The sequence below is a fragment of the Natronincola ferrireducens genome, assembly GCF_900100845.1.
In the GTDB taxonomy this organism is placed as follows: domain Bacteria; phylum Bacillota; class Clostridia; order Peptostreptococcales; family Natronincolaceae; genus Natronincola_B; species Natronincola_B ferrireducens.
Window position 1 is genome coordinate 43,570 of sequence record NZ_FNFP01000007.1, and the last position, 21,499, is coordinate 65,068.

Sequence of the window (21,499 nt, forward strand, 5' to 3'; positions counted from 1 at the left end):
GGAGAAAATTATGAAAAAACGTATGTTAGCAGGATTATTATCAATAGCATTGTTGCTTACTGCATGTGGTTCATCTACATCGACTACATCAGAAGCAGGAGACACTAAAAAAGATGTGTTAGTAGTAGCTCAGGGAGCAGATCCTAAAAGCTTAGACCCACAAGCTACAACAGATGCACCAGCAGGTAGAGTATCATCTCAGATATTTGAGAACTTAGTTGAGCAGGATGAAGATATGAATGTAGTTCCAGGTTTAGCTGAGTCATGGGATATTGTTGATGGTAATACATATGTATTCCATCTTAGAAAAGGTGTTAAGTTCCACAATGGAGAGGAATTGACAGCAAATGATGTCATGTATACCTTCAAAAGAGCAGCAGCGTCACCACATGCTAAGTCAATTATGGCTACAATAGATGTGGAAGAGTGCAAAGTATTAGATGAAAACACATTTGAAATGAAATTATCTAAACCATTTGGGCCAATATTGGCACACTTAGCACATAATGTATTAGCTATAGTAAATGAAAAAGCTATAGTTGAAGCAGGAGATGCAGCTGGTCAGAAGCCAGTAGGAACAGGACCATACAAATTCTCTAAATGGGCAACAGGTGACAGAATAGAGTTAACTAGAAATGATGAGTACTGGGGAGAAAAAGCCAAAATCAAAGATATAGTAATAAGAACTATACCTGAGACTGCAAGTAGAACTATTGAGTTAGAAACTGGTGGAATTGACGTGGCTATAGACGTATTGCCAAATGATATATCTCGTATAGAAGAAAACCCAAACACATCAATCTCTAGAAGTCCAGATTTTTCAACAAACTTTATAGTGCTTACATGTACACAGGGACCACTTCAAGACGTACGTGTAAGACAAGCTATCAATATGGCTGTTAATACAGATGCTATCATTAATGTTGTATATCAAGGAACAGGAACAAAGGGTTCAGGTCCAATGTCTCCAACTATTTGGGCACATAACAGTAACATCCCTCAATACGAATATAATGTAGAGAAGGCAAAACAATTATTAGCAGATGCAGGATATGCTGATGGTATGAAATTATCCATTACAACAAGTGATCATCAGCAGAGGGTAGATACATGTGAAATGCTGCAGAATCAATTAAAGGCTGTAGGTATAGACTTAGAAATAAGCGTAATGGAGTGGGGAGCATTTTTGGAAAAAGTATATGCAGGTTCATTAGAAATGTTTGCTTTAGGATGGTCTGCTGCAACTGGTGACCCAGACTACGCTTTATATTCTCAGTACCACTCATCAAACCATGGTGAGTCTGGAAACATGGCATTCTATACTAATGAAGACGTAGATGCTCTGCTAGACAAAGGTAGGGACGCTACAGACGAAAATGAGAGAAAAGAAGCATACTTGAAAGCACAGGAATTAATTATGAAGGATGCTCCATGTATATTCCTACAGCATGGAGAAAAAATAGCTGGATACACAAGTGCATTAACAAAGTTCAATACACATCCGTCAGGAACATTTAATTTCAGTAAATTTGAATTTTAATAGTAAATATCAGTATAATGCCTTTTCATCAAAATGGAAAGGCATTACTCACATAAAGAAGAGGTGTTTTGTATGAACAATTTTATTAGGGATATAGAAAAGAAGGTTTATGATGCAGGGCTTTTGCCATTAGAAAAACAGGCTACCCTGTGGACTGAAATATTAACAGAAAAATTTGATACAGTACTTCCCCAGATTATGAAAACCTCTAATATGGACATGTGGCTAGTGATCTGCAAGGAAAACTGTGAGGATCCTGTATTTAAAACAATAACTACATGGGATATGCCAAGCGCAAGACGTGTTACGATACTTGGATTTTATTATGATAGGGTGAAGAATCAAGTCCACAAAATGATATTAGGCTCACCATCACCAGAGATGCTGAAGCTGTATGTAAATGTTAAGGAGAGAGAAGAGGATGTATGGGATTGCTTGAACAGAATCATAAATCAGTATAAACCATCATCTATCGGCATCAACAAAAGCTCTGAGTTTGCATATTGCGATGGTATTACTAGTACATCATATGATATACTGATGCAAAAATTAGATGACGAATACAAAAAAAACATAGTAAGTTCTGAAGAGTTATGCGTTAAATGGCTCCAGACAGTAACACCTACAGAATTAAAAACTATGAAGGCTATGGTAGATATAACACACGATATTATAAAAGCTTCTTTTTCAAGAAATATAATAACACCGGGTAAAACAACAACTACAGATATAGAGTGGTACATGAGGAATTTAATAACTAAGCTTGGATTTGATTTCTGGTTTGGACCTGATGTTGACCTCCAGAGAAAAGGTAGCAGTGTAACAAGAATGTTTGATGAAGTAATTATGGAGGAGGACTTATTACATTGCGATATAGGTATTGTGTGTAAGTTCATACAACTACATACCGATGTTCAGAGAATAGGATATGTAATAAATAATGAAAAGCAGGTACCAGAAGGTTTTAACAGATTACTTCATATAGGAAATGAGTTTCAGGATATCGTTTCACAATGCTTTAAGCTTGGTATAAGTGGAAACGATGTATTCGAAAATTCAATAAATATAGCTAAAGATAGAGGAATTAAGGCCATGCTTTATACACATCCTTTAGGGACATTTGGACATGGTGCTGGACCAAGTATCGGAATGTACGATAAACAGATGCCTCAACCTGGCAAGGGTGAAAAATTAATAGAAAATAACACTTGTTACGCTCTTGAGTTAAATATAAAAGCATGCCTTTCTCATTGGGATAATCAAGAGATTTATGCATATTTAGAAGAAGATATATTCTTTAACGAAACAGTAGAATATATATCCGGCAGACAGACAGAAGTTATAGCAATATAGGAGGGAATTATGCCAAATATAGAGTTGATGAAAAAATATGCAAGATTGCTGGTGAGACTTGGTATAAACGTACAGAAAGACAAGTATCTAGTTATAAATACAGAAGCTGAAAACTATGAAATGGTAAGATATATTGTAGATGAAGCTTTAAAAAAGGGAGCAAAGGATGTAATTGTATTTTATAAAGATATACATGTAGATAAGTCAAGAGCATTCCATTTAGATGCAGAAGATTTGTCTGCAATACCACACTGGCAACAGAAGGCTATGGAGGATTATTTCAACAATGGAGCAGATTCAATAATCTTAAAAAGCAACTATCCTAATTTTCTTGAGGATATACCAGCAGATAAAACAAATGCACTTTCTCTATTGGAAGATAATCTAAGAAATTATGTTAGAAGAGGGGTGCAGAATAATGGAAGTCACTGGTGCATTGCATGTATTCCTAACAGAAAATGGGCAGCTTATGTTTTTCCAGAACTAGATGAGGAAAATGCATACGAAATGATGTGGAAATATATATTTAATTTCTGCAAAATAACTCTTGATAAAGATCCTGTAGAGGAATGGTATAAGGATAGAGAAACATTTTGGGAATATAAAGAAATTCTAGATAAGATGGACATAGATTATATCCATTTTACTAATTCAAAGGGAACTGATATAAAAATAGGTATGCATAAATCAAGCTGCTGGACATGCGGTATAAACTCTCTTGATTTTAATGAAGATAACTATCTTCCTAATTTACCTACTGCAGAAATTGCATCTTCTCCTGATAAATACAGAGTAAATGGAAGGGTATATTCTACAAAGCCCTTAGTATTCGGTGGAAAATTAGTAGATGATTTTTATATAGAATTTAAAGATGGTAAAGTAATAGAATTCTATGGAAACACAGGTAATGATGTTCTAGAAAAGATTATTAGAGCAGATGAAGGAAGCTGTTATCTTGGAGAGGTAGCTTTAGTTTCTAAGGATTCACCTATAGCTAAGACAGATAGAATTTATTATTCTACATTGTTAGATGAAAATGCATCTTGTCATCTTGCATTAGGCAAAGGATTCCCACAGTGTATTAAGGATTTTGCAGACAAAAAAAGCTTTGAAGCTTTCAATCTTAACGATTCATCTATTCATGTAGATTTCATGTTTGGTTCAGATGATATGACAGCCACTGCATACACGTATAGTGGTGAAAAAATAATAATAATGAAAGATGGAATGATTACTCTATAAAGAGTAATCATTGTCTTTTATTTTTTCTATAATAGCAGATCTTATATATTTGTTTAATATTTTTATATATGTTCCTTTTACGCCAAGACATTTTGTTTCTATAGTACCGGCACTTTCAAGCTTTTTGATAGTGCTACTTATTATGGAACGTGTAACATATGCACTGGCGGAGACTTTATTAAGTATAATAGTCGCTTCATCCTCATGCATATTTTCTATTATGGCAGCTGCAGCGGTTAATTCACTAAATGACAATGACTTTAATGCCAGATTTGTATATGTTTTTTCTATAGCCTCTGCTTCAATCTGCTTCTGCTGTTGTCTCATCAGTTCTAAAGAAATTATAACAGAGGCATAATCATATAAAAACTCTTCATTAACATCAAAAGCTTTTTCATATCGTATAAGGAGTATGCCTGATATTTTAATGAAATTGCAAAATATAGGAACTAAAGAAAAATATCTGTTTTTATATATACACTTAGTTACACCAGGGCATGTACATTTAGGCTTGTTCTCAAATGAATTATGAATAACATTATCTGTATTTCTGAAAATATCCATGTAAATGTCAGGCATAGTATAATTAACAAGAGAATCTTTGTTATGGATACACTGTGAACTTAATGGAGCATAGTATGAAAAAATGTTTCCATCATTATTAAATAAATATATATTTGAGGATAAAATATCTCCAAGCTGCATACATAATTCATCCAATGGAATAAAATTTGTAGATGATTTTTTTAATACTGAATTCAAACATTTTAGTTTATTTATAACTTCACTCATTTATACAAAACTCCAATATAATATTTTTATCATAGTTATGGCTTATTATTCAATATAGTATACCCTTTTTAAAACAAAGTCAATAATTATGAACTAATCAGTAACGTAGTTCCTCTATAGCATTATAAATAGGCATATTTCTTAACTGCTAACAATCACTTTAGACCACTTATTTTTTAAATTGAACATAAAATATAGAAGATCTAAAATAAAATTTTTAATTATATATATCACTTTTCTATCAACCGTCAAACTCCCGTGGCAAAGAAGGGAGTTTTGTGCTAAGTAATTTTTTTTAAAAATTGCAAATAATTTTAAAGTGTGATATACTTAATAGGTTAGTTTATAAGTTATAAAAGCTGGTTATATTAAGATTAAATTATTTTTTATAATAATCTTATCGTTAGTTTCAAAATTGCTATGAAGATGCTTTTCATTTTATTTCTAAGGTTTACAACAATTACCATACCTTCCTTAGGGTGTATTAAAGATTTTAAAATAGCCCTTTCAAATATCTAATAATGAAAGTAGATTTATTCTATTCTTGAATTTTTCATATAAATTATTAAAACAAATAATTGCACACGTATTCTCATTAATTTTTATAAGATGATTGTTATGAGTTCCTAATAATAGCTATTATTTTATGGGATGTCTTTAGGTGATGAAGAAGTACTTAATACAAGACTGGTTGCTAACATACTCTTTATGTTAGTTTTTTTGTTATGGTGATTCTTGCATAGAGGAAAGAATATACTTACGAATATATTATTGTTACTATACTTATGAACAATGATTAATTGGAAAGGAGGTGTCTTTTAATGACACAACATTTAATATTAACCCTTATTGGATTATTTTTAGTAACGGTATTTGCTAATATTTTAGCAACACTTAAAAGCATATTAATGGCAAAAAAAATTATGAACCCAGTGTATATCTTAGTATTTGTTGATGCTATCATTTTTGCAACAGTTGTTGGCAAGGTAACTAGCTCAAATGGATTTCATTTTGCAGTTGCATATGCATTAGGAAAAACATTAGGTGTTTTTATCGGTAGTATAATCGAAGAACGGCTTGCTCTAGGGATATTAGAAGTAGATATATTTTTAAATAATAAAAGTAAAATGATCCAAATAGCAGAAAATCTCAGAGAAGAAGGCTATACAGTTAATAATTTTTTAGCACGAGGAAATAATGGCGATAGAAGATACAAGTTAGAGGTTATTATAAGGAGAAAAGAATTCAGAGTACTTGAAGATATTATGGATAAATGTGGCGTAACAAAGCCAACTTTAAAGATTAAAAATATTAATAAGGTGGAAGGTAAAATTACCACAACAAGGATAAAGGCAATTTAAGCAAGGCGAAGAATTGTGGATTAGCCATCCTCTTTTGGAATCAATGTACTTAAAATCATAATCAACAGCTCATTAAGATCTTTAGCGTCTGTATCTACTGAAAATTCCTGAATAATCTTATTCATCTAACATCCCCCATAAAACTATATGTCTACATGGGAAACAATAGAACTAAACATAGGTGGGGACAAGCTATTCCCCTTATTGCATCGGTAAAAATGCAACCTGCCATATTCTCTTTTCATTTTTTACTAACTGAAAAGAGTAAATAAAAGGATTTTGAATAGATTTTTGCCACAAACTTAATAACAAAATATATGATTAATATGTTAATTAGTAGAATTGCTGGGTCTATAGATAATCCTGCATTACCAGTAAAAAAATTAGCTCCAAACCATCTACTTGAAGGTTCGGTTTGAAAAAAGGTTATATAGTTTATAGGAAAACCATATTGATACCTCAATATGGCGGTTGATTCCCCTGGACTACTTGGTAAGATTAATGTAGTCATTATAGCAATAATAGTGCTTGATATAAAAAAGGTTCTTCTGTTATTCATATTTCTTCCTCCTCGTATAATATTTCCAGTATCTTTCCTAAAAAATCCTTTTTTAAAAGATCATGGGTATACTTTATATCTACAATGAATTAACCGTTGTACATATTGCTATACAAACTAATCCAATAGCTTAATTCTGTAACATTTTCCAATTTGTGCAGGATAGCTTTCTGCGATTTGACCATTATAAAAGATCTCAGTTTGCATTCCTATTTGGATGTCATCAATTTTTATTTCCATATCCTGAGAATCTAATAGGGTTGCATCATTAACAGATACCTTGATTCGGTCAGCAGAATTCAACTCGGTAGAGCCTTCTTTGGGTTCTACTAACAGATAGGACTCGTTGTTCTCCAGCACCGTTGCACTAAAGGAAACCCCATTACTATCTTCTGAATTAGTACAGGCGGTTAAAATTGCAAACGTCATTATTACATACATAATCAAAAAAATTTTTTTATTCACTATAAATCTCTCCCTTCAGTTCCTAGACGATTCATAAGTAAGATTAGTTCCATGTAACACTAACCTTTAATACGTAAAATTCTCCATATCTTTTTGCAGACTATTTTCTTCTTTCATTAAATCAACCTTCATCTAAAATCCTTAAATAAATGATATTGATCAGTTGGTTATTGAATCAAAAAAATTTTCATCCAAAAACGTATTTTGCGTTTGAGCTTCAGCCTTTGATTCGTACACTACAAAGTCTGATATGCTTTTAATATTTGATATTAGCAGGTCAATAGAGCTGGGATTCTTAGAAAGCTTAAGTATTTCTGCAATTTCACCCTGGTTTTTAAGGTATTGACATTCATTCTCTACTTTCTTTAGCCCTATGGCATTTATATCATAGGATGCATCCACTTGTTCATATCGAATGATATCTCGCCAGTAGGGATAAAAAGTAATAAGCTCTAAGAATTCTTTTAAATTATCTGCTATCTTTCCATACATTCCCTCGTGATTTACATACCCAACAGGGCAATTTTCATCTTGCATGCCTCCCATATCACCGATTGTACCAAAGCAATTTCCTTCACTATCAACAGCAAAAATCCAAAAACACGGAACAGGGTAAAATTGAAAATCATCTAGGTTTTGTGTGGTACAAAAAATCAAATCGCAATTATCCTCCAATAGTTTATAAATTTTTAGATTTTTTTCATTTTCAGGAAGGGGAACAATATTTTTTCCTGCAAAAACAACTTTCACTTCTGGCTTGAAATAATATACTGCTGGTTGATTTTTTCCTTCAATATCTATCAATAATTTTTCAGATGTATCCACTAGACTTCAATCCTTTCTAGTTATTAGAGTATCGTTACTTGGTAAAAATCATCTGTGACACCTTTATTAAGAAGAAAAACATATTTTAGAATGAACATGTAATCCCTCACTACTTCAAATCAAATAGATTTATTATACCTTTGTCATCCACTATAAAAATAAAACACATTAGGTCTTGTAAAATTATATTACTACTTCTATAGTATCATCGACACACAAAAACCACAAATTATGGAATTGATATAATCAATTTATTCAATGCATATGTATTCTGTAGAGACTGATCTGTTTTTCACAGGGAATACGGATTGGGATAAAGCCTTCTTACTTCTTGCCATTTCATAAGAAACACCTTTTAATATTTCAACATATTTATTATAGTAGGTTTAGAGGATAGGTTTAGACAAAAGGATAACTAGCTTTGGAAATTATTGCAGGGATGAGGGAGTTAGGGTAGAAGTAAACAAACAGGTAAGCTTAATGACATAGTTAGATGAAAAATATAAAGGAGTTAAACTGATATCAAATTGCACTAACCTTTTTTAATTAGGTTAAATAGGATAGGTTCAATATTAAGAGTAAGGGGGAGGAAATTGAAAAGTATTATAAGGAGATACATTTATTTTTTCTTAGCTATTACAACTTATTTAATTATACATGAAGGGGTTCATGCTATACAAGCACATATATATGGAATCTATAAAGGTATGGGTATATCACCATTTGGAGTAGAGATTTTAATTACACAGCCACTTACAATTGGAGGGGTTAAGCTTGTATTATTTTCAGGGCTTAGTAGTACTGTAACAGTAACAATTGGCTATATTTTACTAATACTCCTGCCTAAAATACTGAAGTTGAGGACACAGATAGTGAAGAACTACTTGTATTATGTGATTTTGATTTTCCTATTACTTGACCCATTATATATCTCACTATTATCTTTTTTAGTGGGTGGAGATATCAATGGTATTGCTCTAGGATTAGATGTGTCCTATATGTCAGTAAGAATTGTCTACATTTTAATTTTTGTTTTAAATTTATTTTTAGTATATAGAAAACTTTATCCCGCCTACAACTCCAAGAAATTTAATTAAGTTTCATTGAACTTGGGGAAAAGATGCACTGTAAATAATATTTGGAGGTATGAAGATGGGAGCATCTATAGTATTTGCCATACCTGTATTGATAGCTGCTGCTGTTTTTATAGGAATAGGCATATTTGCATTAAGAAAGGAAACACCTATGCATTTAAGGAGAGGGTAATATGACAACCAAACGACCTAAGGGAGTAACTTTCATTGGATATTTTTATATTTTCGGTGCAATTGCACTTTTATTATCTCTGGTTTTAGGTACCAAGCAAGACGTACCAATAGGTTTAAGATTTGGCATGCCTCATGTGCCAGAAAATGTTATAGTGCCATTTATAGTAGTATTGTCACTGGTTATTTCATATGGATATTTAACATTGAAAAAGTGGGGTTATTGGCTGATGATACTCTATTCGTTATTATTTTTACTTATAAGTTTGAGTTTATTAATTGAATACAATACCCAACCCTTTATCGGCAATACAATATGGTCAATATTTGTTATAATTTACACCTCCAGAAAAAAGAAGGCTTTTTTAAAATGAGACTAAGGTATATGATACATTTTCTTTTTAAGGGGAATTTGACGCATTAGATGTCATACATACAGGCGACCTGTGGTCCCCCGGTTCCTACACATCTTCTATTCACGACGAATTGGATAAAGAGTGTAAAATGAAAATAATTTATTTTATAGAGGAGGTATCACAATTGAAAGGATTTATTTCTACCTTTTTTGCTTGTATTGTTATTTGTTTGATTGCCACATTTTTCTTCGCTAGTTTTTTAGATAATATTTGGGCTATTATTGTTTTTATTGCATTCCTATTAGCAGTGTTAATTACAGTTTTTTTGAATCAGGAGTCTAGAATTGAAGAATTGGAAAAGAAAATGGAAAAGTTATTAAATAATGAACTGGATTAAGAAATACCCTCACAGCTGCTTTTAAAGACGACACAGGTAAAACATTTTAATTACCTACATGATACTCTATTTATTATTAGGTTCTTAATAGGAGGTTGATTCCATGAAAGAAGATAATAGTTTCCATAAGGATATGGAGGATTTAAATGAATGGCAACAGAATCAATATAATCCTGGACACTATATTGGCACTGGAAGAGTTCAAAGACCCATTTTAAACTTAGCAAAATACCCTGTATTGCTGATTATATCAGGTTTAGTAGGATTAATTGTACCAATTATGCTTTTGCTATTAACTGATATTGCTATAACAGAATTGCTTTTTCTTTTCTTCCCTCCTTCTATTTTTCTAATAGGAGGTATCTTAAGGCTTAGACGCAAGTAATTCAATGAATATACTTTAACTTATAGTTACTTCTATATAAAAACTGTTAAGGAATAGAAATATATGCTTAATATACTAGCTTATATATCTATTCTTTCATTTTTCATCAGTTAACCATGCTGTGTTTGTAATATCTCAATGCAGGTAAACTTGATAAAGGTATTATTGGCATATCAACATCCATTAGTCTTTCGCCATTTGTACCTATGAAAGTCATCATCACAATAGTGACAGGTTTTAAAAATTTACTCTTCCTGTCCATAGTACCCTCCCTGTGTATAAAGCTAATGCTCTATTAACTCGTTTATTGCACATAATCTATCAAATTCACCTTAAAAAGATAAAGTATCATAAAAGGTAAGAAAAGAAAGATTCTTCATTGCTTTCAGAATGAATGAGGACTAAGGAGGTTGTCATCCTGAGTTTCTTTATTAAGTGAAAAGATGTTATAACAACCTTCTTTGTAGTATACTACTAGCTCATTTATGCAAATACTTTGCTCTATGATGTTTTTTTATGTCCCATGATAAACGCGTAATTTTATTGTTGGTTTTTCTGAAAAGGTTAAATTATATTCGGCTATTGCTCCATTCTTCAGAGGAACTCTCAACTCCATGTTCTTGTCATGCCTAAATGCCCATATTTCTGCTCCGTTGTTGTTCAAAGAGTGATTAATATAGTCATCATAAAATTTCTCAATAGCTGTGATAAATTCTTTTAAATAGCTTGTTTTTATCTGCCATTCATAGGAATACACAGTTGTTTTGCCCTTTGTTTCATAACTTTCTCCAACCATTGCTGCAGATTCTCCAAAATTATTGATTATTTCCTGGAGAGAATCACATTCAAGCAGGAATTTTAATTGTTTTTCATCAAATTGTATCTTATTTGGAGTTTTAAATTGAACCATCTTATTTAATATTCTTGGTTCTTCATCTTTGCTAACAAATACACTAATGTAACCATAAGGAAAGTGCCAAGAGTAAATAGTTTCAGCAAAGTTTGTACTTTTTTTATTTAAGATACCATCTATTTCCTCTATGTTGGTATTAGTAGTTATTTTCTTATAGGCTTCATAAATATTTGAGTTTTTCATCTCCTCTAAAGTAAACTCCTGTCTCAACAATGCTTTTATGTTTAACTTAAATTCAGATGTCTGGTAATTTACGCTTTTGAATATCATCAGCAAATATATAGATATTGACAAGCCCAAAAATATTAGTATATATTTCTTTCTCAACAACTCGCCCTCCCCTTCACCGAATACGCCTTAAATAGATAATTTGTAGCAGGTGAACTATAAATAGCCATAGTTAGGTTTTTATGATTTTGTTATAAAGGCTTATCTTTCATATCAATTACTTTATTTTTTTCTTTGTAAACATAATAGAAAAACCCTGCCATTAATACATTCCCAACTATTAATCCTATTAATACTGCTGAATCGAATTTGTTAGATATTAAATAATTAATGCTACTGACAGTTCTAATAATAATCGATATACAGTATACAATAATTATACTATAGTAATGAATTAATTTTTTATCTTGTAAATTTATAGCTGAAAAGAATAATATTGCACCAAAAATAATCGATGTAGAAGGATATAAATATATAATTTCTTTTGTAGATAAAAAGCTACGTAAGTAAGGCCAACCCATATAAAGATAATAGAATCCGTGTAGTGCTATTATTGGTTGTATAAAGTTCACAAGAAATCACCTCCCTAGTATAATTAAACGTAATTGCTACAATACTTTTTTCCCTGTCGTATCTATATATCCCCATTTACCATTAACTTTTACTGGAGACAGACCATTACTAAACCCTTTGACCTCATCATACTGAGGATTAATTACCCACTGATTCTCCTGATTTACAAAGCCCCATTGGTTATTCATCTTAACAGCACCTAAACCCTCTTGGAATACTCCAACTGCTTCATATTGAGGTTTAATAATAATATTGCCTCTTATATCCATATATCCGTATTTATCCTGCATTTTAATCCCAAGGTAGTTTGGTGAACTATATGCATCTATCTCGTCGAACTGGGGCTCTATAAGAATATTGCCTTTATTATCTATTAATCCATACTTTTGTTCCAGTTTAATAATCCCTAAATCATAATTGAAAGGCTTTATTTCATCAAACTGTGGCTCTAATACAACATTCCCCTTTTTATCCACTAGACCCCATCTATTATCACTGTAATTAGGCACCATAACAAACAAGTCATTATAAAAGGCTTCTAGCATATCATATTGCGGTTCTATGAGGAATTTCCCCTTATTATCAATATAGCCCCACTTATTTTTCAATTGTACGACTGCTCCATTATTTCTAAAATGCCTTCCAGTTGTAAAGATTGGCTCTATTACAATCTTGCCCATTTTATCTATATACCCAACTCTTAGGTGACCTGCTTTCTCAACTGCTACTAAAGCTAATCCTTCAGAAAAGGGTAGAGCGGTACAAAACTTTTCCTCTGTTAAAAGATTGCCATTTTTATCTATATATGTCCATTGATCATCAATAGCTACAGCAGCAAAATCTTCATGAAAGCTAAAAAAATCATTATACTTAGCTTCTATAACTAAATTTCCTAGCTCATTTATGTAACCCCATTTGTCATTTATCTTTACAGCAGCCAATCCTTCACTGAATCCATAGGCCTCCTTATATTGTGGCGCTATAATAACTTCTCCATATGTATCGATAAATCCCCATTGTCCATTTTGCTTAATTTTAGCTAGTGGTTCCGTAAAATATAAATCTCCATCATCATATTTAGGTTCAACAATTATGCTACCATCTTGGTGAATATAACCGTACTTTTTATTTCTCTTTACTTGAATAAGACCATCAGATAAGAAAGGTCCAATCTCTTCATAAACTACTTCTAAGATAATCTTTCCTTCCTTATTAACAAGTCCATAATATCCATCTTTTTTCACTTTTATATAATTCTCTGAAGAGTAGTAAATATCTTCAAATTGAAGGTCTAATAGAATTTCTCCATTTTTATTAATGAACCCATATAACCCATCTATTTCAACAATTGCTATACCCTCATCAAAAAAAATAGATACATCTTTGTAGAGATATTCATCTATTGATGTCATATATATCATCCATGCTAAAACAATCATCACTATTACTAGCAGTAATTTACTATGTTTTGATTTCATCATTATCCTCCCTCGTTAGTTCAAATCTTTATATTCTTTTTATATGCTTTACATTTCTCACCTAATTCGTCTAAAAAAGGATTAGACACAATAAAAATGACGTGGGGAGATTATACAGTACTATACTCCCAAAGATAGTACCTGCTAAAGGTGCTGTTTCAAATAATGCAGCAGCAGTTAAAACATATTTAAGCTTTCCTTTTTTTCTACGCTCTTCCCAGCTTCTGATAAACTTAGTCTCCTTATCCTTCAAAATTTCTCCCCCTAATATTATCCAACTTAATTTACTGTGACATGGAATTCACCAATGGTACAATTCATTGATACCCGCACCAGCACCAGCACTATTTTGTCTTTCAAATATTAGTTCAAAAGAGTCTGCTACCCCATATCCAGATACAGGAGGAGCAAATATTTGAACTAATCTCCAGCCTTCTGTTGCATGCTGTTCAACTATCTTATGATAATCCTCAACAGGTTTTCTGCCTTTGAAAGTCGTCTTTAACTCTATTTTCACAAACTTGTATTCATACATGTGGATATCCTCCCTTCGCAATTAGGCTTATTTTTCTTATACAATCATCTATATGCCTATAGAATGTTCCTCTACTCCTTTTATAGTAACACCCCCATCCAAAAATTACAAATAATGGAATATACATAACGTTTAGCTAGGTAATATAATTAACATCTGAGGAGGTCAGTAGATATATTTCTTTATTTCTACTCATACATTAGAAATAAAGACCAAGCTAAGGGGTAGGGCTATTCAAAATGAAATATAATAGATAGTTATTTGAAGAGTACAGGAAATAAGTCATCTAGTACGCATGGTTAAAATTTCCATGAAAGGGATCATCATAGAGAAATTTGTTAAAAATCAAGTTTGAATGACCTGCAATAGATGATAAATAAAAACACTATTTTTCATCTAATAATTATAATTCTTTATCCTTGCTCATAAATTATAACTATAGAAATATGTCTATAGGGGGAATGGAAGTGTATAGGAAATTTATAATAGGTGTCTCTATACTATTGATATGCTTTATGATTTTAGGAACTATTACAATACTATATAGAGAAGAGGTTTTAAAGAATATAGGGACAGCATCAGATAAATATGCCAGTGAATATTTTGGAGAATATGTAAAATGGGAATATGATATGATTAACGACAATCCAAATTATGATGATTTAAAGATATTAATAGATGTTGCAGAAAAAAGATTATATTTACTAAATGGGAATGAGCTAATAAAAACATACCCTATAGCCAGTGGCAAAGCTAGTACGCCTTCGCCATTAGGATCATGGAAGATTGTCAATAAAGCTAGATGGGGTGGTGGATTTGGTACTAGATGGATGGGTCTGAATGTACCCTGGGGTAAGTTCTAATAAGAACACATATGAAAAATTATGATAACTACCTGCTAAATTTTGTATTTATAAGTATTATAAACTTATTATACCTAATAAACAATGCGCTTAACAATAAGCGTTTTTTTATTTTGCTCTTTTCTTATTAATATTGAGGAGGATTCTACCAATAAAGAAGATAGAAGATCTAAAGATAAAATTGAATACAAAACTTGAAGAAAATATGTATATGTTGGAAGAAAAAATTGGCTGTTTGCTGGAAGTCCAAAAGGGACAACACTAGTACAACGGTATATAGCCTGGTTGAAACAGCAAAAGTCAACGGCTTAAATCCATATAAATATTTACAGCTTCTACTTAGTGCTCTTCCAAAATTGCCATTTTAAAAAGATACGGAACTACTAGATAACCTGCTTCCGTGGGACTCAAAAGTCATGTGATTATTTATCGCTTACTTGCAAGTAGGCTCTAACATAGCAATAGGGCAGGATCAAAGTTAATCCCACCCCAACTAATGACAAAAAGTCTTAAATTCTTACTAGAAATGAGTTATTTTTTCATATACAGTAGTACACAAACTATTTTACAGACTCTGCTATTACATCTTCTATATCTTTAACATTTATAATTTACTACTATCCACTTGGTTTGCAGGTTTTATAATCATACACATTACATACAATTTACAATAAAGATAGCTACTTATAGGGATATATTAAATCATATTTTGGTTCTATTACAAAATTTTCACTAGAGTCTATAATTCCCCATTTCGTTCCTTTAGGAGTAATCATAGAAACTGTAGCAAAATCTCCATAAAATTCTCCTGCAAAATCATATTCAGGCTCAATCACAAATTCCCCAAAAGTGTTAATAAAACCCCATTTTTCCTCTCCTTGTTCATTTAGTATAGAAACACTATAATGTGATTGAGAGTTGATATTGGCGTTATTAAATATTGCTTCAGTTATTTTATTGCCATTTGTATCAATAAGACCCCATTTAATATTTTCATCTTCTCTTATGCCATAAAAAGCTCTCCCGTTATTAAAGCTTGTGATATAATCTAACCCATCACAAATGACATTGTTATGTTCATCAATAATTTTACTTTTTTCGTTGCCATCCATATCGTTATATGTTATTATCGCACGGGATTCTATAAAATCAGTTGCTTTGTTTGAGCCAACAGAAAACAATGGCAGTCCATTTTTATCTATGTAGAAGCTAGTATTGGTATCCTCACTATAGACAAGAGCTTTTCCTTCTGAAAAATTTCTTGCAAAGGAATAATTTTTATTATATAGTTTATCTCCACTTTTGTTAATAAAAAAATGTTTGTTATTTATTGAAACTACAGCAACTTCATTTTTAAAGGAAGATACCCAGTCATATTTAGGTTCTATTGCTATATTTCCTGACTGGTCTATAAATCCCCATTTCCCATCCTTTTTAATTCCTGCGTAGCCTTCTGAAAAATCAAGGACATAATCATATTTTATAGGAATTTGCACAATGCCTTTTTCATTAATAAACCCCCATTTAGAAAATTGCATAACCCTAGCATAATCTTCATAGATCCTATCAATAAAATGGTAATGGCTATGTGTCCTTAGAATGTTTTTACCATTTTTATCTGTTATTTCATATTTATTATCATCTTTTACAATAAAAAGAGTGGTAACCTCATTTGTACTATTTATCATATTATAAATACCATATAATATAGTTATCAAAAACATTATACAAAGCGGAAATAACATTTTTCTTTTATTTTTCATTATTATCACCCTTTATATCTATACCTATATAATAGCTTCCCATAACTATAAGAAAATTACTTGCATACAAAATTAAATAGATTGGTATATTAGTTATAAAATTTATATGCCCCCTAGAAATAGCAATATAATTACCAATAATTATAGATAAAAAACTCAATAGAATCCTCAATTTTTTTAAGGGAATTGCTAAAAATAGATGTTTTAATGGTAAAAAATAGATTAGTAATACATTAATAATTGTAGATAAAATTAGGATAGATAAAGTTTGTTGAATACTCATGTTTGCCTCCCTAATCGCTAATATATTAGGTGAAAAGTATAATGTGCGACTATTCACATTATACTTTTCACTTAGTTTAATACTTATTCATATCATTAATCATAATGCAACATGGATTTTCGGGAATCATTTGCATTGATTTAAATATCATTGTTGACTTGGTTAACCCTATTTACATTTATGTCTAGATAAATATTGAATGATATGCTATGTCTTTTATATGATATCTTGGTGAATAGTCCTTATCAAAGAAATATGCTTGTGTATATCTTTTAACCAATGAACCTAACTGACCATGATACCATTCGTTTTCTATATAATATAATGCTTGAGAATCTTGAAAAGCAACAGGAATGGCGCCTATTATTGCACCTGCAACAGCTGCTGCCAAAGGATTTACGAAGCAGACATATACAATGGCACTAGTAAGTAGTGATAAAGAAATAGCTTTTAATACATTATACAGCCTTAAGCTCTTATATGATCCTCCTCTGTAATTAGTAAACTCATACTCTGAATATGGTGAATCACTCTCTGCAACATAAGCACGCCCCTGTATTCCAACATCACTCCCATTATCTTCTGGTACTATAACTGCATCTTCTGGAATTTGTATTGAGCCTTCGTTTATTTCAATTGCTTCTACTCCATTAACTTTTACTGTTGTGTCGTTATTGGCTAAGACAGCTAACTCACTGTCATTATTAAGCATTTCTAAAGTTACATCTCCTGATAAATTTTCACTCTTATGAACAATCATTGTTTCGCCATTCATGTTAATTATTTCTGTATCGCTCTTGCTTTCTACTTCTGCATCACTGGCAAAAGCATATAATGGTGTTATTGCTAATAGAAAAAATATCAAAACTAAGGATACTAATTTTTTCATTTGTTACCCTCCTATTTTTTTATTCTCTTACTTTAGTAAAAACTGATGAGTAGGGCCGGCCCCTATTATTATGTATTTGACGTATCCTTTGCTTTACCTTCTCTAAAAGACTAATTAGCCAAATTCAACCATTATATGACCATATCCAGTGATAAATAACCATTTTCAATTCATGTCTCCTATTAAAAAGTAATTATTTCTTTAAGTTTTTCAAACTTATATCTGCTCATGTAAGCTGTTTTTTTAGTACCACTAAATTCAATTTTATAAGATCTATTGCCTATTTCTTGTATTCTAGCGATTTTGCAAATACTTACTATGAAAGATTGATGCACTCTTAATAAGTTTCTATTTAACTTGTTTTCTAGCTCTGTTAATGTTTTGTTTATAATGTACTCCTCTTTAATAGTATGAACAACTGTATCCCTACCTACTTTTTCAATAAAAATTATTTCTTTCAATGGTAGCATTAATGTATTATTTTTATCTTTTACAGTTATCATGCTGATATTAGATTGGCTAGAAATCTTCATTATACTTAGTACAAGTTCGGCTAGATTGTTTTTAAAAACAGCAACATCTATTGGTTTGAGTAAGTAACTTGAGTTGTGCAAAAATTAAATAGCAACCTTGAGTATCTTGAACAACTCATCTAATGCAACATTATTTACTGTCTTAAGATGTATAAATCTTATTAAATCCTGGAAGGTAACCCCTTTGATGCTCCTAATAGCATGCCCTAGAGTAAACTCCTGTTGTTCTTGGCTTTTTCTAAAACGATAAACTTCAATATAGGTGTATGCCAAGTAAACAATAGACCAAAATCTTTTTAAACCTTTGAGTTTACGCATTTGGTAATGCTTTAAACCCAGTCTATCTTTTAGATATAGAAAAGAAGTTTCTATGCTCCATCTGATTGAATAGTATTCTAGGATGGTCATAGTAGATAATTCTATATCAGTAGACACAATACAGGTTGGTTTCCCTGCAGGTGAATTAGCCTCCCAGCATATTAATACTACAGCATTGTCAATGCCATTAATACCACCTTCGTAGCGATATACTTTATATTTTTTACCCTTGAAGGTAACGACATCAAGGTCATGATCTTCAATATATCCTACAAAGTCAGAGATTTTGATTTTTATCCCTTGAGGGTAGATACATCTATTGGTTTTTAAACCACCAATAAGATGGAGCCCATAGGATAAACTTTTTTCAATAATTTTTTTAGAAGTAAACCAACTATCTGCCAAAAGATAGGTGGGATACTTGGTTTTGTTATTATATTGATGGAATACCTCTAAATTTTAAGCTTTAGCTGTCATACATTTTGCATGACAATTATTCTATTGTTGGGGTTTAAATAGTCAGTATGTACCTAAGGAGTGATGAATAATAATCCCGTATTCTTCAGAACCCAAATGCCCCTTGCTGCTAACGGCTTTTCATGTTTATCTAGAACGGTCATCAAGCTATCCTCTAGGTTGGTGTTGGTTTCATTGGCGATACAAATAAGGGAAAATAATACATCCCCCAGTTCTTCCTCCCAGCCTTGGGTAGGGGCAAATTCCTTTTCTCCGTAGTTCGTGCCCTTTAGCACTTCCTTTGAAAGTTCTCCTACTTCAGAGGCGATGTCAATCATTCTAATTTCAATCTTTGTATTCATGCCTTTTTCTTGAGTAAATCCGTTGACTATTTTTTGTAGAGCTGATAATTCCATTTCATTCCTCCTTGGTTAAATGTCACCCATTTATTTTTAGTGTTATTTACGTTTAAGCCGTAAGATACCTCCTATTAGAAAGATAGAAGGGGGGGAAGAAAAGAAAAAGTATATCTGTTATAGCAGAATCTGTTAAAAGCAAAAGCATAATTGGTACAGTTAGTCCTACTAAACCTGCTATAATCAGCAATACAGGATATTTTGCTAAGTTTAAAATAGGTCGTTGGATTCTTCCAGTGCCAATATAGTGACCAGGATTATATTGATTCTGTTGCCATTCATTTAAATCCTCCATATCCTTTTGGAAGCTATTATCCTCTTTCATAAAATCAACCTCCTTGTATGCCTCTCATAAGTAAATTGATGCACATATTAAACAAAATACATAAGGGTTTGTGTAAAAGCAGGCTACATTGCCCAATTATTAATTAAAGTTTCTTGATTATCATTTTTAAGGGCTTATATAAAGCCAGCAGAAGGATTAAAACACTTATCCCTATTATGGCAGAATAAGTATCTCCAGAAAGATATATTTCTGTTGGACCATCTGCTCCACCTATTATGCCTATACTTGAAGCATGATTAGGGGAAGTAGTAAACCTAGCTACTATTCTGGCAATAAATATAATAATCAAACATAAGAGCAAATGCTTGCTAAAACTCCATTTGGAAAATAACTTTTTCATAAATTCATTCTCCTTTTATTTGAGGAATTTTTATCTGTTTCATCAATGTAAGTTAAGGCACTGTAACTTTCCTAACTATGTACTAAGAAATGCTGGCGGTTTTCTCATTCAGGAAAACAATCAATATCAAAAAATGTATTTTTCATTTGCGCCTCGGTCTTTGAGCTGTATACTATAAATTCTGATGTGCTTCTGATATTTGATATTAATAGGTCGATAGAGGAGGGATTCTTAGTTAGTTTAAGTATTTTTGCAATTTCACGCTGATTTACAAGGTATTGAGGTTCATTCTTTACATTCTTTAGGCTTATAGTCTTCATATCGTAGGGCTTTTCCATTTGTTCATATCTAATGATATGTCGCCAGTAGGGGTAAAAGGTGATAAGCTCAAAAAAATCTTTTAAATTATTGGCTATCTTACCATACATTCCCTGATGATTCACATATCCAACAGGATAATCATCATCCGACATGTTCCCCATGTCACCGATTGTGCCAAAGCAATTTCCTTCACTATCAACAGCAAAAATCCAGAAACACGGAACAGGGTAAAAGTGGAATTCCTCCAAGTTTTGTGTAGTGCAAAAAATCATATCACAGTTATCTTTCAATAACTTATATATTTTTAGATTTTGCTCATTTTTAGGAACAGGAACAATGTTTTTTCCTGCTAAAACAACTTCGACGTTCTCATCAGAATAATATGCTGCTGCTTGATTTTTTCCTTCAATATCTATCAATAGTTTTTTAGGTCTATCCACTAGACTTCAATCCTTCCTAGTTATTAGAGTATCTTTGCTTGGCGAAGCCACTTGTTGCGCATGGAAAAGATGATGTGTAACATTGCATAAAGTAATTATTATATCGTCTAAACGCACTCATCATTAGTTGAAAATTTACTGTTTTTTTACTAAGTCAATATTATGATTTAACTATCTCTTTTGTAATCCTTAAGAGTAAATTTAGCAATATTAAAGAAAGTATCTCTGTTGAAATAAGGGTCATAAATAACCTATAATGTTCAG

General features: G+C 31.6%; 26 protein-coding genes and 2 pseudogenes. 10 read left to right on the forward strand and 18 right to left on the reverse strand.

The features are described 5' to 3' along the window. The first annotated feature begins 10 nt into the window (after positions 1-10). The 3 genes from BLS22_RS12215 (at position 11) to BLS22_RS12225 (ending at position 4,135) form a co-directional block, all read left to right on the forward strand. Entirely contained in the window at positions 11-1,540 is a 1,530-nt protein-coding gene (locus BLS22_RS12215) for a glutathione ABC transporter substrate-binding protein (protein WP_090554071.1), read from the forward strand. Between the two features lie 72 nt (positions 1,541-1,612). Further along, positions 1,613-2,893 (forward strand): M24 family metallopeptidase, encoded by a 1,281-nt coding sequence (locus BLS22_RS12220; RefSeq protein WP_176762171.1) that lies wholly within the window; start codon positions 1,613-1,615, stop codon positions 2,891-2,893. A gap of 9 nt (positions 2,894-2,902) precedes the next feature. Continuing rightward, the gene (locus BLS22_RS12225; protein WP_090554076.1) at positions 2,903-4,135 is read left to right on the forward strand and encodes an aminopeptidase; all 1,233 of its coding nucleotides are present in this window, start codon (positions 2,903-2,905) and stop codon (positions 4,133-4,135) included. On the opposite strand, the gene BLS22_RS12230 is transcribed toward BLS22_RS12225, so the two are convergent. Continuing rightward, positions 4,130-4,927 carry a hypothetical protein gene (locus BLS22_RS12230; RefSeq protein WP_090554078.1) on the reverse strand — a complete coding sequence of 266 codons (798 nt, stop codon included), beginning with the start codon at positions 4,925-4,927 and terminating at the stop codon, positions 4,130-4,132. The genes BLS22_RS12225 and BLS22_RS12230 overlap by 6 nt on opposite strands. Positions 4,928-5,748: 821 nt before the next feature. Here BLS22_RS12230 and BLS22_RS12235 point away from each other — a divergent pair. After that, positions 5,749-6,288, forward strand: coding sequence for a DUF5698 domain-containing protein (locus BLS22_RS12235; protein ID WP_090554080.1), 540 nt, complete (start codon positions 5,749-5,751; stop codon positions 6,286-6,288). A 241-nt stretch (positions 6,289-6,529) separates the two neighbouring features. On the opposite strand, the gene BLS22_RS12240 is transcribed toward BLS22_RS12235, so the two are convergent. The 3 genes from BLS22_RS12240 to BLS22_RS12250 form a co-directional block, all read right to left on the reverse strand. Further along, on the reverse strand, positions 6,530-6,847 hold the full coding sequence (locus BLS22_RS12240; protein WP_090554083.1) for a hypothetical protein: 318 nt from the start codon (positions 6,845-6,847) through the stop codon (positions 6,530-6,532). Between the two features lie 117 nt (positions 6,848-6,964). Next, positions 6,965-7,276 carry a DUF3221 domain-containing protein gene (locus tag BLS22_RS12245; protein WP_090554233.1) on the reverse strand — a complete coding sequence of 104 codons (312 nt, stop codon included), beginning with the start codon at positions 7,274-7,276 and terminating at the stop codon, positions 6,965-6,967. Between the two features lie 195 nt (positions 7,277-7,471). Continuing rightward, positions 7,472-8,137 (reverse strand): hypothetical protein, encoded by a 666-nt coding sequence (locus BLS22_RS12250; RefSeq protein WP_090554086.1) that lies wholly within the window; start codon positions 8,135-8,137, stop codon positions 7,472-7,474. 593 nt (positions 8,138-8,730) lie between these two features. On the opposite strand from BLS22_RS12250, the gene BLS22_RS12255 reads away from it, so the two are divergent. The 4 genes from BLS22_RS12255 to BLS22_RS12270 all read left to right on the forward strand — a co-directional run bounded on the left by BLS22_RS12255 (position 8,731) and on the right by BLS22_RS12270 (position 10,540). Then, positions 8,731-9,234 (forward strand): hypothetical protein, encoded by a 504-nt coding sequence (locus BLS22_RS12255; RefSeq protein WP_090554089.1) that lies wholly within the window; start codon positions 8,731-8,733, stop codon positions 9,232-9,234. A 170-nt stretch (positions 9,235-9,404) separates the two neighbouring features. Further along, positions 9,405-9,776 (forward strand): hypothetical protein, encoded by a 372-nt coding sequence (locus BLS22_RS12260; RefSeq protein ID WP_090554091.1) that lies wholly within the window; start codon positions 9,405-9,407, stop codon positions 9,774-9,776. A gap of 166 nt (positions 9,777-9,942) precedes the next feature. Further along, positions 9,943-10,155, forward strand: coding sequence for a hypothetical protein (locus BLS22_RS12265; RefSeq protein ID WP_244269547.1), 213 nt, complete (start codon positions 9,943-9,945; stop codon positions 10,153-10,155). A gap of 103 nt (positions 10,156-10,258) precedes the next feature. After that, complete coding sequence (locus BLS22_RS12270; RefSeq protein WP_090554096.1) at positions 10,259-10,540, forward strand: hypothetical protein; 282 nt, start codon at positions 10,259-10,261, stop codon at positions 10,538-10,540. Between the two features lie 106 nt (positions 10,541-10,646). Here the strand turns inward: BLS22_RS12270 and BLS22_RS15185 are convergent, their stop codons facing one another. The 6 genes from BLS22_RS15185 to BLS22_RS12295 form a co-directional block, all read right to left on the reverse strand. Beyond that, positions 10,647-10,802, reverse strand: a complete 156-nt coding sequence (locus BLS22_RS15185) for a hypothetical protein (protein ID WP_176762172.1) — start codon at positions 10,800-10,802, stop codon at positions 10,647-10,649. Between the two features lie 252 nt (positions 10,803-11,054). Beyond that, positions 11,055-11,780, reverse strand: coding sequence for a hypothetical protein (locus BLS22_RS12275; RefSeq protein WP_090554099.1), 726 nt, complete (start codon positions 11,778-11,780; stop codon positions 11,055-11,057). Positions 11,781-11,872: 92 nt separating this feature from the next. Next, positions 11,873-12,253: a hypothetical protein gene (locus BLS22_RS12280; protein ID WP_090554101.1), complete on the reverse strand. Its 381-nt coding sequence runs from the start codon at positions 12,251-12,253 to the stop codon at positions 11,873-11,875. A 36-nt stretch (positions 12,254-12,289) separates the two neighbouring features. After that, entirely contained in the window at positions 12,290-13,732 is a 1,443-nt protein-coding gene (locus BLS22_RS12285; RefSeq protein ID WP_176762173.1) for a WG repeat-containing protein, read from the reverse strand. A 70-nt stretch (positions 13,733-13,802) separates the two neighbouring features. Continuing rightward, positions 13,803-13,985, reverse strand: a complete 183-nt coding sequence (locus tag BLS22_RS12290) for a hypothetical protein (RefSeq protein WP_090554107.1) — start codon at positions 13,983-13,985, stop codon at positions 13,803-13,805. 48 nt (positions 13,986-14,033) lie between these two features. Beyond that, positions 14,034-14,267, reverse strand: coding sequence for a DUF4177 domain-containing protein (locus BLS22_RS12295; RefSeq protein WP_090554110.1), 234 nt, complete (start codon positions 14,265-14,267; stop codon positions 14,034-14,036). 467 nt (positions 14,268-14,734) lie between these two features. On the opposite strand from BLS22_RS12295, the gene BLS22_RS15420 reads away from it, so the two are divergent. Next, positions 14,735-15,130 (forward strand): L,D-transpeptidase, encoded by a 396-nt coding sequence (locus BLS22_RS15420; RefSeq protein WP_244269548.1) that lies wholly within the window; start codon positions 14,735-14,737, stop codon positions 15,128-15,130. Positions 15,131-15,343: 213 nt separating this feature from the next. Further along, positions 15,344-15,498: pseudogene (locus BLS22_RS12305) on the forward strand (transposase domain-containing protein); the annotation flags it as partial. A 312-nt stretch (positions 15,499-15,810) separates the two neighbouring features. Here BLS22_RS12305 and BLS22_RS12310 read toward each other — a convergent pair. The 8 genes and pseudogenes from BLS22_RS12310 to BLS22_RS12350 all read right to left on the reverse strand — a co-directional run bounded on the left by BLS22_RS12310 (position 15,811) and on the right by BLS22_RS12350 (position 21,235). Beyond that, positions 15,811-16,893 (reverse strand): WG repeat-containing protein, encoded by a 1,083-nt coding sequence (locus BLS22_RS12310; protein ID WP_090554115.1) that lies wholly within the window; start codon positions 16,891-16,893, stop codon positions 15,811-15,813. Between the two features lie 467 nt (positions 16,894-17,360). Continuing rightward, positions 17,361-18,065 carry a hypothetical protein gene (locus tag BLS22_RS12320; protein WP_090554119.1) on the reverse strand — a complete coding sequence of 235 codons (705 nt, stop codon included), beginning with the start codon at positions 18,063-18,065 and terminating at the stop codon, positions 17,361-17,363. 182 nt (positions 18,066-18,247) lie between these two features. Then, a complete protein-coding gene (locus BLS22_RS12325) occupies positions 18,248-18,679 on the reverse strand; it encodes a LytR/AlgR family response regulator transcription factor (protein WP_090554122.1) in 432 nt (143 codons plus the stop codon). 3 nt (positions 18,680-18,682) lie between these two features. Continuing rightward, positions 18,683-19,333, reverse strand: a pseudogene (locus tag BLS22_RS12330) (transposase); the annotation flags it as partial. Between the two features lie 113 nt (positions 19,334-19,446). Further along, positions 19,447-19,788, reverse strand: a complete 342-nt coding sequence (locus BLS22_RS12335) for a MazG nucleotide pyrophosphohydrolase domain-containing protein (protein ID WP_090554127.1) — start codon at positions 19,786-19,788, stop codon at positions 19,447-19,449. 52 nt (positions 19,789-19,840) lie between these two features. Then, complete coding sequence (locus BLS22_RS12340; RefSeq protein ID WP_090554129.1) at positions 19,841-20,113, reverse strand: hypothetical protein; 273 nt, start codon at positions 20,111-20,113, stop codon at positions 19,841-19,843. A 103-nt stretch (positions 20,114-20,216) separates the two neighbouring features. Further along, complete coding sequence (locus BLS22_RS12345; protein WP_090554132.1) at positions 20,217-20,474, reverse strand: sodium ion-translocating decarboxylase subunit beta; 258 nt, start codon at positions 20,472-20,474, stop codon at positions 20,217-20,219. Between the two features lie 104 nt (positions 20,475-20,578). Continuing rightward, on the reverse strand, positions 20,579-21,235 hold the full coding sequence (locus tag BLS22_RS12350) for a hypothetical protein (RefSeq protein ID WP_090554135.1): 657 nt from the start codon (positions 21,233-21,235) through the stop codon (positions 20,579-20,581). Positions 21,236-21,499 lie beyond the last annotated feature (264 nt).